Below are 18,811 nucleotides of genomic sequence, written 5' to 3'. Positions count from 1 at the left end.
TATTTTATTTCCCCTTTTCTGTTATATAAGTATACACATAATATAGTGCTAGCTCTGCTGCACTTTGACGAATATCTTCGCGATTACCAATTAAATTAGCCTTGTGAGCTACTGTCCCATGAGGCCCAGTAACACCAAACCACACGAGACCAACTGGCTTTTCAGGACTACCACCACCAGGACCGGCTATGCCCGTCGTAGAAACGGCATAGGTCGTTTGTCCAATAGATTTAGCCCCTTCCGCCATAGCCTTAGCGACTTGTTCACTTACGGCACCATACGTATCGAGCATATCTTGAGGCACCCCTAATACCCGATGCTTTATATCATTGCTATAAGAAATGACGCCACCCATATAGTATTCACTACTACCGCTGACATTAGTCAACAACTTACCAACTAATCCAGAAGTACAGGATTCAGCAGTACTAATAGTGCTATGTTCTTCAAGCAATACATGACCAAGTGTTTCCTCCATAGAAACAGTCAAGTCACGGCCTACACGAGAGCCTAATCGTTCTCGAATGATAGCATCCCAAGGATTGAGAAGCTTTTGTGCTACCTCTAAAGTATCTGCCTTAGCGGTGATACGAACCTCGATATACCCCTTTTTAATGAGCAACGCAATGGTTGGATTCGATTGGTTCTTAATGAGATCCATTAAGGTATTTTCTAAATCAATTTCGCGAATATCATATACACCATAGCGATAAGAAGTAACAACACCTTGCGAACCGAAGCGATTATCTAAATAAGGTACTACGCTCTCTTGGAACATCCCCTTCATCTCACCAGGAGGTCCCGGCAAAAGTATATATGTAGTATCGCCATCTTCTACGACAACACCTGGTGCTACACCTACAGGATTATGTAATACGTTTGCACCTTCAGGCAACTCAGCTTCTCGACGACTTGCATCTGGCACGGTACGTTTTACACGGTCAAAGAATTTTTTAACCTCATCCATAGCCTCTTGATTAAATACAATAGGTCGTCCAATAGAATCGGCTAATACATTACGCGTAATATCTCCTTGCGTTGGTCCTAATCCGCCAGTACTAATAACGATGTCCGCTCTAGTGCTAGCTAATTGAAAGACCTCTGCCATTCGCTTAGGATTATCCCCCACTACAGATTGATGAGCAATAGTATAGCCTAATTTATTTAACTCTTGTGCTAGCCAAGATACATTTGTATTGACTGTATCACCTAGCAATAATTCTGAGCCTGTAGAAATAAGTTCTACAATCATCAGATCACCTCCACAATCGAAAGAATCGAGCTGTGTTTTATTCTGCAACCGTAGCTACTACATCGTAAGCAAAGCCTTGTTCTACTTGTACCTTGAGAATGTCACCAGGTTTAATATCTTCACCGCAGTCTTCGATGTACATATTGCCGTCTACATCAGGAGCTTGAGATTTTAAACGACCTTTTGCAAGCAATGTATTATTATCGCCTTCTTCGATTTCTTCCACCATCGCATAATCAATGGTACCTTCTAAGTCGCGATTATTCTCTTCAGAGATCGCAGCTTGAATGGACATAAGAACGTGGTAACGTTCTTCTTTAATCTCTTCTGGGACTTGGTCTTCACGAGCACCTGCAGGAGTACCTTCCTCTTGAGAGTAGGTAAACACACCCATATTATCGAATTTGATTTCTTTTACAAAGTCACAAAGTTCCTCAAATTGCTCGTCTGTTTCACCAGGGAAACCAACGATAATAGATGTACGCAATGTGATATGTGTAGGAGCATTTCTAATCTTCTTAAGCAAACGCTCAATATCACTACGATCATCGCGACGATTCATTTGCTTCAAAATATCGTTATTAACATGCTGCAACGGAATATCTACATATTTGCAAAGTTTTGGCTCATTAACGATAATATCTAACAATTCATCAGAGAAGAATGTTGGATATAAGTAAAGCATACGAATCCATTCGATGCCTTCCACAGTAGTTAATTCTTTTAACAACGTAGTCAACAATGGTTTACCATCATTGAGGTCAATACCATAGCTAGTCGTATCTTGAGCAATAAGAACAACCTCTTTAACACCGGATGCAGCCAATCGTTCTACTTCGGCCTTAATAGACTCGATTGTACGACTGCGGAATGCACCACGCACTTTTGGAATAATACAGAAGGTACAACCATTGTTACAGCCTTCCGCAATTTTTACATATGCACTGTACCGAGGCGTTGTTTGAATACGCGGCATACGCTCATCATAAATATTTGTAATATTTTCCATGATACAACTTCGATTGCCATGCTCAATAGCATCAACGGCTACCATAATTTGGTCCCATGCACCTGTACCAATTAAAGCATCAATTTCAGGAATTTCTTGGAATAATTCATCCTGATATTGTTGGCTAAGGCAACCTGCTACAATAAGGCCCTTACAACGGCCATCTTCCTTATATTGAGCAACCTCAAGAATAGTATTAATAGACTCAGCCTTGGCTTTCTCAATAAAAGTACAGGTATTTACAACGATAAGATCTGCTTCGCTTAGGTCCTCTGTAATCGTATAGCCATTATCTTTCAATAAGCCTAACATTACCTCTGTATCTACTAAGTTTTTAGCACAACCTAGGCTAACATACCCTAATTTCTTACCCATTCTATATCCTTTCATAACTAGTTTATTTCTCAATTTACTTCCTGTAATAGGATCTATATAACTGAGTTACTCCTTGCGGAAACGCACTTGGCTAACCCAGTGATTTAACAATAACTTTTTACCATCTATAGTGTAACCACCATTAACAGGCCATAAAATTAACTCGTGCCCCAATGAGTCTTTTGGCTCATCCATTTCTGGATTCGTAAATATATAGGTGAAATTATTTTCAACCATATATTTTGCAGTCTTTGTAGATAACAACCAATTAATAAATTCAACGCTATCTGCTTTATGCTTTGAATTTTTTAATACAGCAGCGCCAGTTACATAATAAGATGTTCCATCTGTTGGGTATATAACCTTAATCGGATATCCATGACGAGTATATTGGGCCGCATCAGACAAATTACCAATGCCGATATTAGACTCTCCTAATGCAGTTAAGCGAACTGGAGTAGACAAGAACTTGGCATGTTGTATTATATGTGGCTTTAAGCTATATAAATAGTTCAGTGCCTCAGGCTCGCCTCTATATTCCACCATGTTATATAACAAATTAGCTGCATTTTGGGATGCTACAAAATCGGTCATCACAATAGACCAATCGCCTTGTTTTCCCAATGTATCCCAAGTAGTAATATATTTACCTATCCCATTGTAGAAGGTGTCATTTTGAACAAATACAATAGGATCATACCAAAGACCTACCCAATACCCATTTATATCTTTTAGATTATCACGTACTTCATCAATTCTCTCATTAACGATAGGTGCATATTTCCCTACATTTGCCCCTACAACGAGATTATCTTCAGAGGTAAGTACCAGATCACCAGATGTATCAGCTACATTTGAAGCCGACCGTTGGGTCATTTGCTCTTCTGTAAGAGGCATAACTGTAACTTTTACATTTTTCTCCTCTTCATATCGATCGGCAAGCAATGTAGTTATATTGTTCGGCAAGTCTGTATAAACTGTAATCTCACCACGAACAGGTTCTTTTGCATGTTCTAACTGTTCTTGATGGTAAAAGTTTACACCATAGGTTAACATTCCTATAACAAATAGGGCTAAAACGCCCGGAGCAATCCACCGTTTCATATATGCCTCCTATAAGACATAAAGTATTCCCAAACCAGAATAGACAAAGCTATTCTCCATTATTAACGACTACCACGTCCTCGATTACTATTAGATGGACGACTTTTGGTCATGCCATTACGAGAGGGTCTACCCTTATTACTTCTCTCACTAGACTGACGTCCGTTTCGACGATCATTATTCTTCCCACTATTACGAGAACCATTAGATTGACTAGTACAATTAGTCCGACCAATTGGGCGTGGTGGAATCAAACATTCAGGTCCAAACCCTATTAAGTCACGTCGATTAGCCTCAATGAGCGCCTCTTTTACAAGGTCATAATTTTCAATATTTTTATATTGCATTAAAGCCCGCTGCTTAGCTTTATCTCTACCTTTTTTGGCAACATATACAGGTTTTCCATCCAGTGGGTTAATGCCCGTATAGTACATGCATGTCGATAAGCTTCCTGGCGTAGGAATAAAGTCTTGCACTTGTTCTGGATACATATGTTGATCACGTAAGAACTCGGCTAATTCAATAGCATCTTCCAAGGCACAACCTGGATGAGAGCTCATAAAATATGGTACTAAATATTGCTTCTTACCAAGCTTTTTATTGGCCTCCTCAAACCAAGATTTGAAGGTGAGGAACTCTTCCTTACCAGCTTTGCCCATCATATTGGTAACGCGTTTAGAAACATGTTCTGGCGCTACTTTTAGTTGTCCACTTACATGAAATTCACAAAGCTCGCGGACAAAATCTTTATTGTTATCCGCTAGAACATAGTCATAACGCAAGCCAGAACGAACAAATACTTTTTTTACGCCTTTTAGCTTACGTAATTTACGGAGTAAAGCAATATAGTCATCATGGTTTGTATTTAGATTTTCACAAGGCTCTGGAGCCGCACAAGTACGACCTTTACAAGCACCATATACAGCTTGTTTGTCACAAGCTAAATGACGGAAGTTCGCCGTAGGTCCACCAACATCATGGATATAGCCCTTAAAGTTATCCATATTAATCATAGTTTGAGCTTCATCAAGTAAAGACTCATGACTACGATTTTGAATGATACGACCTTGATGATTTGTTATTGCACAGAATGAACAGCTACCAAAGCAGCCACGTTGACTTACAAGGCTAAACTGTACTTCGCTTAATGCTGGTACACCACCCTTATCATCATATTTAGGATGCCACTTGCGAGTATACGGCAAGTTATATACGCCATCCATTTCCTCCTGCGTAAGTGGCAATGCAGGTGTGTTTTGAACAAGATATCTATCACCATGTTTTTGTACTACTATACGACCATAGAAAGGGTCTTGTTCATCATACTGCATACGGAATGCATCGGCAAAAGCCATCTTATCCGCTTTAATTTCCTCAAAAGATGGACACTCAACATAGTCTATGGTAGGGATTTCCTTGGCCATATAACAAATACCACGAATAGATGGCAAGGACTCTTTAAATCTACCTTGATCTAACGCATCAGCTAATTCTACAATTTGAAATTCACCCATACCATAAATGAGTACATCCGCCTTTGAATCAACTAAAATAGAACGACGCACAGTATCTGACCAATAATCATAATGACCAAATCGGCGTAAGGACGCCTCTATGCCACCGATAATAAGAGGCACATCACTGTAAGCCTCCTTCATGCGATTCGCATATACCAAGGTAGCTCGATCTGGGCGATGGCCCGCTTCTCCACCTGGAGAATAGTCATCTTGTCGACGAATTTTCTTTGCCGCCGTAAATTTATTGAGCATTGAATCTAGATTCCCTGCCGTAACAAGGGATGCTAGACGTGGTTTACCAAGTTTTTTGAAAGCCTCTACATCATTCCAATCTGGTTGATCTATAATACCTACACGATACCCTTTGGATTCTAAGTATCTGCCGATAACTGCAGGTGCAAAGGAAGGATGGTCCACATAGGCGTCCCCACTAATGAGGACAAAATCTAATTCGGCCCAACCACGTTTCTTCATATCCGAAGGTTCTGTTACTAAAAATCTATCCATTGATTGAGTAAATGCCTTTCTATCATTCCTAATCAACTATTAGAAAAGGAATAACCATAGTAAAAATAATGCCATACAGAATAAAATAATTCCTAAAATAATACGTTCCTGAACGATAGAACGTTGACGTTTACGTTGACGCGTTTCTAAGGACATACGCTTTTTGGATGTTTGGTATTCAACGAATTCACTTTGCACCAAATTTGGCGCAGCTTGTGCCTTCTGACGCGTCACAGAACGCAAAGAAAACGTATCTATATCACCTACTTGACTTTGGTAGGCTTTTACCAAACGATCACCATCAAGATCTAAATAATTACCGTAATTACGAATAAAGCCTTTTACGTAGACCTGACCAGGAATGATGTCATACTTACCATCTTCGATAGCTTCCAAATAGGTTGTTTTAATGTGCAGTACTTGCTCCACATCTTTAAAGGTTAAATTACGTCTTACTCGTTCACGTCGTAATTCTTCGCCTAATTCAGCCATTTTCGTTCCTCTCTTAATCTACATAATACTCATATCGTAATCATTTAATTATTGCTCATCATTGGAGTCTGAGAAATATCGCGCCTTAGCTTGTTCAGGGCTCATCAAAATTTCTCGAGCCTTACTGCCCATACTAGGACCAACAATTTTAAGATCTTCCATCGTATCAACAAGGCGAGCCGCACGAGTATATCCAATGCGGAATCGACGCTGTAACATAGACACAGAAGCTTGACCAGATTCCATAACGAGATTAACAGCACGTTCTAATAATTCATCGCGGTAAATATCATTTTCTTCAGATGATTCTTTTTCGGTTTCCTTTTCAGCCTCTTGTGTAACAGTATCGTCATATTCTGGTTCACGTTGAGCTTTTACAAATTCCACAAGATGTTCTACCTCATCATCAGAGATAAACGCACCTTGTACACGAATTGGTTTATTAGCACCAATTGGAGCAAATAACATATCCCCTTTACCGAGCAATTTCTCAGCACCCGCCATATCGAGAATAGTACGGGAGTCAATTTGAGAACCTACTGCAAAGGAAATACGGCTCGGCACATTAGCCTTAATAGAACCAGTAATAACGTTGACAGAAGGACGTTGCGTAGCAAGTACCATGTGAATACCTGCAGCACGCGCCATTTGTGCTAAGCGACTAATAGATTCTTCAATATCATCAGGAGCAGTCATCATAAGGTCAGCTAACTCATCGATAATTAATACAATCAAAGGCATAGCCGCCTTAGGGTGCGCTTCGTTATAACTCTTAATATCGCGTTTGCCAGATGCTGCAAAGGCTTTATAACGAGCCTCCATCTCACGAACAGCCCAACGCAATACAGCGGCTGCTTTTTTCATATCTGTTACAACTGGCGCCATCAAATGAGGAATGCCATTGTAGATAGACAATTCAACCATCTTAGGGTCGATTAATAAAAGCTTAACCTCTTCTGGTTTACGACTAAATAGAATACTTGAAATCAAAGTATTTACACATACAGATTTACCTGAACCAGTAGTACCTGCTACGAGCAAGTGAGGCATCTTCGCAAGGTCAGTAATAACAGGCTTACCTGCAATATCCTTGCCAAGACCTACCGGAATACCCCCACGAGCGTCCTTGAAGTCACTACAATCAAGAACATCACGCAAATGAACGGCCTCTGTTGTCTTATTAGGAACCTCGATACCGATGGCGGATTTACCAGGGATTGGAGCCTCCATCCGAATATGTTGAGCCGCTAAGTTTAAGGCAATATCATCAGTTAAATTGACGATACGGCTAACCTTTACACCAGGCGCAGGTTCAATTTCGTAGCGTGTAACAGTTGGACCTTGTGTAGCATTAACCACCTTAGCAGTAATACCAAAGTTACTCAATACATTTTCAAGCATCATTGCATTTTGCGCTACTTCTTCACCATTGCTTTGACTCCCCTTCCCTTTCGCCAAAATATCAAGGCTTGGGAAATGATACGGCCTATCATAGGTACGATGAATTTGACCATCTTTAGATACTGCTACTTGTGCTGTATCTTCTGTAGTACTAATAGTAGATGGTACTTGTAAACTCATACCAGACATACCGGCACCAGCACTTACAGAACTTGCTGCAGCACCTGTACCAGGTACAGCAGAAGCTATGGCAGCGTGATTAGTTTCCAATGGGCCGATCGTTGTATTTTGATATGTAAACTCTGGTTGTTCCTCATGGTTATTCTCTACTGATTCAGATTCATCTGTATATCCTTCGTCTGGAGTATATGTATAATCCTCATCTGGAGTATATACATAGTCATCACCTGTAGATCTACTAGCATCAGAGAATTGATCAAAATCATCTGCATCATAAGACTTCGCATCACCAGCATCTTCAGAAATATTCGCCAATTGTTCTGCTGCACGGTTGCGCGCTTCTATTTCAGCTAATTCTTTCCAAGATGTAGGAGCCTTTGGAGATTCTACAGTCGTTACTGTATCCACCATAGGTTCATTATCTACAACCGCACTCGTTTCAAAGTTATCTCGGTCAGTAGTGATACCTCGTTTTTCAAGTGTATCTAACGCTTGGTCTGCAGCATCAGCAAAGCGTGTATCCTTTTCCCTGTTATACGCTTTACGTTGTTCTGCAGCTTCTTTACGTTGTTCATTCCAATCTTCAAAGACCTCTTTAGCTACAGCCACCTTCTCAGCAGCCACTTCTTTAGCTACATCTAAGCCTACTTGTGTTTTATCCGCTGCCTTTTGCAAGCCACTACGCAAAGATAAACGCGTAATTAGAATACCAAAGGCTAATAATAAGAACACATCTAAAATGATGGCCCCTAGCTCACCTAACAGTGTACGAAGGAATGTAGCGATAGCTCCACCTACAACACCGCCTTGATTAGCCAATTGTGTGGTGATTAGTTCCTGCCCCTCAGGAACGCGCCACAATGGAACAAGAGCTAGCAAGAACAGGAAGAACAAAGTCATTACAACGCCCCGTTTAGTAAGGGAAATAAATGTTCCTTTATACAATAATCGCCAGCCAATCCAGAACACACCAAGGCAAGGAATAATACCGCCTAGGCCAAAACCATAACGGAATATACCTGTTAAAATCTGTCCTACAAGACCGAGTTCAAACCCAAAGAATCCGAGCAGGGAAATAACTGCAAAGGCAATTACAATTAAGCCTTTAACTTCGCTGCGCAAGGAAAACCCTTGAGACTTAGTTTGCTGTTTTGTACTTGTTCGCTTTCGTCGTGTATTGCGTTTTTTGGTGGAAGTTTTTTCTTCTGCCATAAATCTATACAAACCCCTTACTTATATAACACTACTGTAAATTAACTTATCATTATATTATAGCATATATCGAAGTATTTAGTTAGCTTTTACGCCGTTTCTCCCAGTCACAAAGTAACTGTTCTTCCTTGCCTCTTTTAATACCATTGTAGTACGAAGCATCCATAAGAGGTGTTGGTAGATACTGCTGTTTTACATAGCCATTTGGATAGTTGTGGGCATACTTATAGGTGTTCCCATGACCTAGCTTGCTAGCCCCACTATAATGACTATCTTTTAAATGATCTGGCACCTGTCCACAATCCTTGTGACGCACATCGGCAATTGCTGCATCGATAGCCAAATAAGCAGAATTACTTTTCGGTGCTAATGCTACATAACAAGCCGCCTCAGACAATATGATGCGAGCCTCTGGAAATCCTACCATATGAGCTGCTTGAGCCGCTGCATTGGCTAGAATCAAAGCTTGCGGATCTGCAAGGCCTACATCCTCAGCTGCACATATTACGATACGACGAGCAATAAAATTAGGATCCTCTCCTGCTTCAATCATACGTGCCAAATAATGCACAGTCGCTTGTACATCAGAGCCACGCATACTTTTAATAAAAGCAGAGATTGTATCGTAGTGGCTGTCGCCTTTTTTATCATATGTGTAAATTCGACGTCCCACAACTTTTTCAAGAACCTCTATGGTTATAGTTCCTTCATCCTGTACCATAGCTGCAGCCTGTTCTAAAATATTCAAAGCCATACGACCGTCGCCATTAACGAAAATTCCTACATCCTCTAGCACTTCATCGGTTACTTGTAAACGGCGTTTACCAAGACCTACCTCTTCATCTGTAATAGCACGACGCAAAATTTGACCAATCGCCTTTGGTGTCAAAGCCTCCAATGTTATGAGTCGCAAACGGGATAAAAGCGGTCTATTAACCTCAAAAAACGGATTTTCTGTGGTGGCACCAATGAGGATAATCGTACCATCTTCTACACAAGGTAATAACACATCTTGTTGGCTTTTATTGAAACGATGGATTTCATCGAGGAATAATATAGTTCTTTGTTGTAATGACCGTACGCGCTTACGAGCATCCTCTATGATGTTACGCAACTCACCTATACCAGCATTGGTAGCATTTAAATTTACAAAATGACTATTACTTACCTTAGCAATGATACCTGCTAGTGTAGTTTTCCCGGTTCCACAAGGACCATAAAAAAGCATAGATGGTATGGTATCCTTTTCTACCATAGCACGTAAGAAGGTCCCCTTCCCTACGGCCTTCTCTTGACCGTATAAATGATCCAACTTGGTAGGACGCATACGCACAGGAAGTGGCTCATATGCATTTGTAGGCTCTAAATCAAACAAACTATCCATTCTATCACCTCAATTCACAGTATCTAAACTATTAATATCCACATTTCTAAACCATTGATGTTCTCATTTTAGAAATCAGATATGTTAGACCATCAAACTGTATTGCTCTCAAATATGAATACCTATGACAAGCATCATACATCGATATACCTTATTGTATTTCCATATATAGTATATGACATTATATGCCATTTTTACACGCAAAAAAGCCCCACCATGCCGTAATGTACCGCGTTTTGATCCTGCTTAGGGCAGGTGGGTGTCCTCCTCATCCTGCAGTTGTCCCGTAAGGGCATAACGTTCAGACGAGAGTTCGGACTCCCGAAGTAAATGTGTTGGCTCAAAACTGCGATATCACACGCACATGGCAGGGATATCTTATACATAAATAGTATCAGAAAGATTCGTAATAAACAAGTCTTGACATTTGAATTTTAATCAATTCTTGCCTATGTTTTTACACCAAAGATTGCTCTTCTTCTTCCTCGATATCTGGTTTAATATGCAACTCTTTTAATTGTTTAGGTTCTACTTCAGATGGCGCTTGGCTCATAACATCAGAAGCAGATTGAGTTTTAGGGAATGCGATTACGTCGCGGATAGATTGACGTTTTGCCATCAACATAACAAGACGATCAAGGCCGAATGCACAGCCTGCATGAGGAGGTGCACCATATTGGAATGCATCAAGCATGAAGCCGAATTTAGATTTTGCTTCTTCTTCAGACAAGCCAATAGCTTTGAATACTTTTTCTTGTACATCAGATTGGTAAATACGCAAGGAACCGCCACCGATTTCAACACCGTTCAATACCATATCATAAGCGATTGCTTTTACGCTGCCAGGATCGGATTCCAATTTATCAAGGTCTTCATGACGAGGCATTGTAAACGGATGATGCATTGCAACATAACGTTTTTCATCTTCGTTATATTCGAACATAGGGAAATCAGTTACCCATGTGAATGCCAATTTATCTGGATCAATCATGTTCATACGACGTGCCATTTCAAGGCGCAATTCGCCCAAGGCACGTGCTACAGTTGCTGGTTTATCAGCAATCATCAATACGAGGTCGCCACCTTTAGCGCCCATTTTTTCACCGATGTTGCGGATTGTATCTTCACCTAAGAACTTCATGATTTGAGACTTGATAGAACCATCTTCGTTGAAGCAAGCCCATGCAAGACCTTTCGCACCATAACGGTTTACATATTCAACGAGGTCATCAAGTTCACGACGAGGAATACCTGCATCACCAGGTACTACGATGCCTTTAACTACGCCACCATTGTCGATAACAGAACGGAATACTTTAAATTCTGTATCTTTTACAAGATCAGTTACATCAGTAAAGGCCATGTCGAAACGAAGGTCTGGTTTATCAGAACCATATTTATCCATTGCTTCATCCCATGTAATGCGAGGCATAGGCAATGTGATTTCTTTGCCCAATGTAGTTTTAAATACATGAGCAACCATTTCTTCAAGCATGGAGTAAATGTCTTCTTCATCTACGAAGGACATTTCCAAGTCGAGCTGAGTGAACTCTGGTTGACGGTCTGCACGCAAATCTTCATCGCGGAAGCAACGAACAATTTGGAAATATTTTTCATAACCAGCTACCATCAAGATTTGTTTGAAAATTTGTGGAGATTGTGGCAATGCATAGAATGTACCAGCATTTACACGAGAAGGTACTAGATAGTCACGAGCGCCTTCTGGTGTAGATTTAGTAAGCATTGGAGTTTCAATTTCCAAGAAATCGCGGCTATCGAAGAAGTCGCGCATTGCTTTCGTTACTTTGTGACGTAAAATCAAGTTACGTTGCATTTCTGGACGACGTAAGTCAAGGTAACGATATTTTAAACGAATATTTTCATCTACATCAATATCATCTTGGATATAGAATGGAGGTGTTTTAGCAGAGTTCAATACGCGCAACTCTTCACAGTACATTTCATATGCACCAGTTGGAAGATTTGGATTGATAGCAGCTTCATCACGTTTTGTAATTTTACCACGTACACAAAGTACATATTCGTTACGAACATCCTCTGCTTTGTGGAAAGATTCCACGTTATGATCTGGAGATGCCACTACTTGTACTACGCCAGAACGATCACGCAAATCCAAGAAGATCAAACCACCATGATCACGACGGCGTTCAACCCAACCACATAATACGACCTCTTTACCTACCTCTTGTTCAGAGATGGTGCCACAACCGTGCGTACGGTGTAAGCCTTGCATTGTTTCCATTCTAATTGTCATCCTTTCACCAAAGAAGTTATACGTTCAGAAACTGTATCGAGTGGTACAGTTTCTTGTTCACTAGTTTCCATGAATCGGATAATGGCTTCCCCACGAGCCAATTCATCATCACCCAATATGATAACATATTTTGCATTAATTTTGTTAGCATATTTTAATTGTGCCTTCATACTCTTGCCCTGTCCGTCCATTTCAACGGATACATATGCATCATGCAATGCTTGGCAAATTTTGAAGGCCTCTACCTTAGCCGTATCACCAAGAGCTACGACGAAAGCAGATGGTTCTACAGCAGGTTCAGGCAATAAGTTTTGTTTTTCAAGAGCCAAGAGCAAGCGTTCCATGCCCATCGCAAAACCGATAGCTGGTGTATGAGGACCATCGAGTTCCTCTACAAGGCCATCGTAACGACCACCACCGGCTACTGCACTTTGAGCCCCCAATGGAGTATATTGCACCTCAAATGCCGTTTTTGTGTAATAATCAAGGCCACGTACTAAACGAGGATTTAATGTATATTGCACATTAGCAGCCATTAAATAAGTTTTTAATTCTTCGAAGTGATCATGACATTCTTCACATAAATGTTCGTGAATTTCAGGAGCACCTACGGACAAGGATTTACATGTTTCATTTTTGCAATCCAAGATACGTAAAGGATTTTTATACAAACGTTCTTGGCAGTCACTACATAATTGTTCTTTTTTAGGCTCAAAGAACTCAATTAATTTTTCACGATATACAGGGCGGCATGTTGGACAGCCTACAGAGTTCACCTCTACGTTGAGGTCTTTAAGGCCAAAGTCTTTCAACAATTGTACGACCATGCAGATAACTTCGCTATCTACCACTGGAGATTGAGAGCCTAATACCTCTGCTCCGAATTGGTGGAATTGGCGGTAACGGCCAGCTTGTGGTTTATCATGTCGGAACATAGGCCCCATGTAATACCATTTTGTAAGGCCTTCTTTACCATATACTTTATTTTCTAAGTATGCGCGCACAGCGGACGCTGTATTTTCTGGACGCAATGTGAAGCTAGAACCACCTTCATCACCCGTAGTAAAGGTGTACATTTCCTTTTGTACTACATCTGTAGTTTCACCGATGCCGCGCAAAAATAATTTAGTATCTTCAAAGGCAGGTGTGCGAATTTCGTTGAACCCGTATACCTTACAAATTTCACGCATACGCTGTTCAATATAGTGCCAATTTATCATTTGCTCTGGCAAAAAGTCTTGTGTACCTCTTGGTTTTCTAATAGCCATTACACAACCTCCCAAAATTTTTTACAAATTCTATGTCGTTTCTCTAATAGTGCATCTATCGTTCCGTGGTAAACATCTACATCCTTTGGCATATGCTGTTTCAATTGACGATATTCAGGGGCCCGCATCCACTTAGATGAACTACCAGGCCCCATGGAAAGAATACTTTGTCGTTCCTCCATAATCTGAATATTATATTCGCACGCTTTGCCGGGCAAGGTATAGCCGATATTCTCTAACTGTCCTCTCATATATTGTTGGCGATATAGATAATATGGCACATAGCCAGCCGCTTCCAGACGCTCTTTACCATATTGTACCATTTCTGCTACGAGATGTTCCTCTGGAATATCATCTTGCATATTTAAATCGTACAACGGGCTACCACGTTTTAATGCTAACGTATGAATTGTAACATTTTCCGGCAAATTTTGACATACATAATCCATATTCTCTATCATGTTTTGCATCGTTTGATTTGGTAAACCGGCAATAAAATCCATATTTACCGCTAACGACGTATTATGTTTGACATATTGTAACAACTCATCAATATCACGTGCACTATGTCCACGCCCTATGCGGCGTAAAATATCATCTTGCATGGTTTGTGGATTAATACTGATACGATTCACACCTAGTTCTAGCATGGATTGTAGTTTTACAGGATTAACAGAATCTGGTCGCCCCGCTTCTACAGTAAACTCATGACCTTCAGGAACAAGTATAGACAGCTGTTTCAAAACTTGGTGAAAGTCTTCGTCCCCTAACACCGTCGGTGTACCGCCCCCCATATAGAGGGTATCTACCGTTAAGCCATAAGATTCAACAATAGTTTTCATATCCTCTATATCTCGGCCTAAGGCAGTTAAAAATTGGCTTTTACCATCATAGTCCTGATAGAGTCCATACGGAAAGGAGCAGTAAACACAGCGGGTATCACAAAAGGGAATGCCACAATAGAGACTGACCTTTTTATCGTCTGTATCAGCTAAAAATGGACGTTGGTATTCACCTATAGAGCCTAAAGTGGCAAGTTTTTCCATAGACACAGAAAACTCGTCCCTAATGTGACGAGTTGCTGCGTGGACAGAGCCATATGTATCTATATATTTATGTAGTAGCTTTGTAGGGCGTACACCGACCATAGTCCCCCATGGTGCATCAACTGGCAAGCCTTGATATTCACGCAAATAGCTTAACAAAGCTTGCCCTATTTGACGTCGTCCCATAGAGGAGACGGGGCCTTCAAAATTCTGAACCGTGTCACCAATGGTAACTGTTAAGGTATACAATCCATCGACTTCGTGAGCTTCAAGGATAACATCTGGATGCACCTTGTCAGAAAACAGGCCTGCAGCACCACAATTATGGGCCACTACAGAACCAAGCGGTAATGGTCCCGTATATAGATATCCATTAAGCATGGTGATGAGCCATACGTTCTAATTTTTCAAGCTCTGCTTCAGTCATATGATTTTGGCAATCACTGCAATAACCATATACTTTCAATTGATGGTCGATAGTGCGGAAGTTTAATTTTTTAGCAATGATGGATTCTAGTGTTTCAAGCATATCATCTTCAAACTCGGATACTTTGCCACATTTTACGCAGATCAAATGATGGTGGAAATGAGCAAACTCTTCGTCGTTCAATTCGTAACGGTTACGACCATCGCCGAAATCAAGACGTTTCAACAAATCAAGTTCAGTGAAGAGATCAAGTGTTCTGTAAATAGTAGCCAAGCCGATATCAGGAGCCACTTCTTTTACAAGTACATATACGTCTTCTGCACTTAAATGATTTTCATCAGCATCGATGAAGGCTTGTAAAATTGTTTGACGTTGTGTAGTCAATTTGTATTTTTTGTCTTTAATGCGTTCTTTTAATTTTTCTAATGTTGTATTCATGATAACTATCCCCTTTACTTCTTATAAAATTTTATAAAACCTACGCTCCAACGAATGGATTGTATTGTTTTTCATAACCTATATTTGTTTCCGGCCCATGACCAGGATACACCATTGTACTATCAGGCAACTTATAGAGCTGTGTTTTAATGGATTCCATCAAGGTCTCATAAGAGCCGTTTGGAAAATCTGTACGCCCTACGGAATCTCTAAATAGAGTATCCCCTACAAATACAAGCCCTTCCATGTAGTAACACACACCACCTGGCGTATGACCTGGCGTTTCAAGTACTTCCAAATCGATATCCCCACATGTAATATGGTCACCTTGTTTAACCTCGATGATATCTGCCTTTACCTTAATCGGTGTAGGATTGCTATACGCACTAAGGTTAAGTTCAGGATCAGATAAATACGGGATATCACCCTTTTGAATATATACAGGCACATGATATGTATCTACAATCTCTTGAACACCACCAATATGATCTCCGTGACCATGAGTTAGCAAAACAGCCTTTGGTTTTAAGTCATGCTTCTTAAGAGACTCTAATACTTCCGCTGTAGCAGGATCAATAATAAACGCTTCTCCTACCGCTTTATCGCCTATGACATAGCAATTTGTTCCTAGTGGCCCCAAGGGCATACGCATAAGTACTAGTTGTTGCTCGCTCATTAAGCCCCTCCTTTACTACGCTGTACCGTATACACTTCACGAATACGGCGCAACTTAGTCATAACAAAATCTAATTGTGAAATATCGCGAATATCGACAACCACATTAATACTTACAGTTTTAGTATCTTCTTGAACCTTTGCATTAATGTTTGTAATAGTAATTTTCAACTCTGAAAGGACAGCCATAACCTCCATGAGCAAGCCATTTCGATCGTATGCTTGAATATCGATACCTACATGGAAGGATTCGCCAGAGGAACCATCCCAAGAGACCTCAATCATGCGCTCTAAATCTTCAGGCGTATGGCCTAGGCTCGTACAATCGGAACGATGGACAGAGACCCCACGACCACGAGTAATGTAACCAATGATATCATCACCAGGTACAGGACTACAGCATTTCGCCATACGAACCATAACACCGGCCTCGCCTTTTACAAGGACGCCCGTACCATTCTTAGTAGTTTTTGGTCCTTGGGATTTTAACTTCGCAATAATTTGTTCTGTACTGCGTTTAGATTCTTCTGCCTCTTTAGACTTCTTATACAGTTCAATTAAGCGTAAGAGCACTGTGCTTACAGGAATGCCGCCATAGCCACAAGCGGCAAACATTTCCTCTTCAGTACCGGCTTTCAATTGTTTAGTTACTTGTTGAAGTCGATTATCTGCAATCAATTCTTTCCAGTTATAATTTAATCGTTTTGCTTCTTTTTCAAGAGCTTCTAAGCCTTTTTCAATATTTTCAGCTTTATTTTCACGCTTGAACCAGTTGCGTATTTTACTCTTACTTTCAGAAGAACCTACAATATTAAGCCAATCAAGGCTCGGACGACCTGTTTTAGATGTAATGATATCTACGATATCACCATTTTGTAAGGTGTAATCAAGAGGTACAATTTTACCGTTTACCTTGGCACCTACGCATCTATGCCCTACATCGGTATGAACACGATATGCAAAATCTAGTGGAACAGAACCTATCGGCAATTTAACAACATCGCCTTTTGGTGTAAATACGAATACTTCACCGGAGAATACGTCTAATTTTAAAGCGTTTACAAGCTCTGTTGGATTACTTGTATCTTGCCATTCCAATACTTGGCGCAACCACGCAACCTTTTGGTCGAAATCCTTATCGCCATTTTTATTGCCTTCTTTATAACGCCAATGGGCTGCAACACCGTATTCAGATACGCGGTGCATTTCCCATGTACGGATTTGAATTTCTACAGGTTGCCCCATGGTACCGATAACCGTAGTATGTAACGATTGATACATATTAGATTTCGGCATGGAAATATAATCTTTGAAACGATATGGCAATGGTTTCCACAAACTATGAGCAATGCCTAGTACCGCGTAACAATCAGGAATTGTATCAACGATAACACGAACTGCAAGCAAGTCATAGATTTGAGATAAATCGCGATTGTCCTTTTTCATCTTCTTGTAAATACTGTAGAAGTGTTTTGGACGACCTTTGATATCCGCCTTAATATGAGCTTCGCCTAAAGCCTTAGTGAGTTGACTCATCGTATCATTTACAATGTCTTCACGAGCTTGGCGTTTTTGTTTCATTTGATCTACAAGATCATAGTATTTTTCTGGTTCTAAATACCGGAATGATAAATCTTCCAACTCCCATTTCACATTGAAGATACCAAGGCGATGTGCTAAAGGAGCAAAGATTTCTAATGTTTCCTTTGCAATGCGCTTTTGTTTGTCGCTACGCATATGCTTTAAGGTACGCATATTATGTAGGCGGTCACCTAGTTTAATAACAACGACGCGCACATCCTTCGCCATGGCTAAAATCATCTTCCGATAATTTTCCATTTGCCGATCTTCTTTTGTTTCATATTGGAATTGATTTAATTTTGTTACCCCATCAACAAGGAATGCTACTTCAGAGCCAAACATTTCCTCTAAATCTTCCTTGGAGTAGGATGTATCTTCAACCACATCATGCATGAGTGCTGCCATAAGTGTGATATGGTCAATTTGTAAGTGTGCCAAAATATCAGCTACAGCTAGTGGATGCATGATATACGGTTCACCAGAAGCTCTAAGCTGACCTTCGTGAGCCTTATCTGCAAGCTCAAAAGCCTTTAATACTTGGTTACACTCATCATCTGTTAAATAGGTATGGATATACTCCATAAATTCAGCTAAAGCTTTTCCTTTATCAAAAGTGCTTTGTTCTACTAAAGCTTTGCCTTCTTCATTTACAGTTGTCATGGTGTCAC

General features: G+C 40.4%; 13 protein-coding genes and 1 other RNA gene. All 14 read right to left on the bottom strand.

The window, feature by feature from the left end; all coding sequences use genetic code 11:
- Window positions 1-4 precede the first annotated feature (4 nt).
- Window positions 5-1,252 carry a competence/damage-inducible protein A gene (locus ACWTVK_RS00835; RefSeq protein ID WP_456045644.1) on the bottom strand — a complete coding sequence of 416 codons (1,248 nt, stop codon included), beginning with the start codon at window positions 1,250-1,252 and terminating at the stop codon, window positions 5-7.
- A gap of 37 nt (window positions 1,253-1,289) precedes the next feature.
- Window positions 1,290-2,636, bottom strand: coding sequence for a 30S ribosomal protein S12 methylthiotransferase RimO (gene rimO / locus ACWTVK_RS00830; protein ID WP_456045643.1), 1,347 nt, complete (start codon window positions 2,634-2,636; stop codon window positions 1,290-1,292).
- Between the two features lie 66 nt (window positions 2,637-2,702).
- Window positions 2,703-3,740: an ABC transporter substrate-binding protein gene (locus ACWTVK_RS00825; RefSeq protein ID WP_303939438.1), complete on the bottom strand. Its 1,038-nt coding sequence runs from the start codon at window positions 3,738-3,740 to the stop codon at window positions 2,703-2,705.
- A gap of 62 nt (window positions 3,741-3,802) precedes the next feature.
- Complete coding sequence (locus ACWTVK_RS00820; protein ID WP_456045642.1) at window positions 3,803-5,764, bottom strand: YgiQ family radical SAM protein; 1,962 nt, start codon at window positions 5,762-5,764, stop codon at window positions 3,803-3,805.
- 39 nt (window positions 5,765-5,803) lie between these two features.
- A complete protein-coding gene (locus ACWTVK_RS00815; RefSeq protein WP_005386075.1) occupies window positions 5,804-6,256 on the bottom strand; it encodes a helix-turn-helix domain-containing protein in 453 nt (150 codons plus the stop codon).
- 48 nt (window positions 6,257-6,304) lie between these two features.
- A complete protein-coding gene (locus tag ACWTVK_RS00810) occupies window positions 6,305-9,049 on the bottom strand; it encodes an FtsK/SpoIIIE family DNA translocase (protein WP_105085882.1) in 2,745 nt (914 codons plus the stop codon).
- Between the two features lie 82 nt (window positions 9,050-9,131).
- Window positions 9,132-10,433, bottom strand: a complete 1,302-nt coding sequence (locus ACWTVK_RS00805) for a replication-associated recombination protein A (RefSeq protein ID WP_105085883.1) — start codon at window positions 10,431-10,433, stop codon at window positions 9,132-9,134.
- A 204-nt stretch (window positions 10,434-10,637) separates the two neighbouring features.
- A non-coding RNA gene (gene ssrS, locus ACWTVK_RS00800) (6S RNA) lies at window positions 10,638-10,810 on the bottom strand.
- 80 nt (window positions 10,811-10,890) lie between these two features.
- Window positions 10,891-12,696, bottom strand: coding sequence for an aspartate--tRNA ligase (gene aspS / locus ACWTVK_RS00795; protein WP_024065547.1), 1,806 nt, complete (start codon window positions 12,694-12,696; stop codon window positions 10,891-10,893).
- An 8-nt stretch (window positions 12,697-12,704) separates the two neighbouring features.
- Window positions 12,705-13,976 carry a histidine--tRNA ligase gene (gene hisS / locus ACWTVK_RS00790; RefSeq protein ID WP_456045641.1) on the bottom strand — a complete coding sequence of 424 codons (1,272 nt, stop codon included), beginning with the start codon at window positions 13,974-13,976 and terminating at the stop codon, window positions 12,705-12,707.
- A complete protein-coding gene (gene hemZ, locus ACWTVK_RS00785; RefSeq protein ID WP_456045640.1) occupies window positions 13,976-15,403 on the bottom strand; it encodes a coproporphyrinogen dehydrogenase HemZ in 1,428 nt (475 codons plus the stop codon). The genes hisS and hemZ overlap by 1 nt, the downstream gene beginning before the upstream one ends.
- Window positions 15,396-15,887: a Fur family transcriptional regulator gene (locus ACWTVK_RS00780; RefSeq protein WP_105089417.1), complete on the bottom strand. Its 492-nt coding sequence runs from the start codon at window positions 15,885-15,887 to the stop codon at window positions 15,396-15,398. The genes hemZ and ACWTVK_RS00780 overlap by 8 nt, the downstream gene beginning before the upstream one ends.
- Window positions 15,888-15,927: 40 nt before the next feature.
- On the bottom strand, window positions 15,928-16,563 hold the full coding sequence (locus ACWTVK_RS00775; protein ID WP_456045639.1) for an MBL fold metallo-hydrolase: 636 nt from the start codon (window positions 16,561-16,563) through the stop codon (window positions 15,928-15,930).
- On the bottom strand, window positions 16,563-18,803 hold the full coding sequence (locus tag ACWTVK_RS00770) for a RelA/SpoT family protein (RefSeq protein ID WP_456045638.1): 2,241 nt from the start codon (window positions 18,801-18,803) through the stop codon (window positions 16,563-16,565). Before ACWTVK_RS00770 ends, ACWTVK_RS00775 begins: the two co-directional genes overlap by 1 nt.
- Window positions 18,804-18,811 lie beyond the last annotated feature (8 nt).

Source organism: Veillonella sp. Ser01, from assembly GCF_053850375.1.
This window is presented reverse-complemented; position numbering and strand designations above follow the sequence as displayed.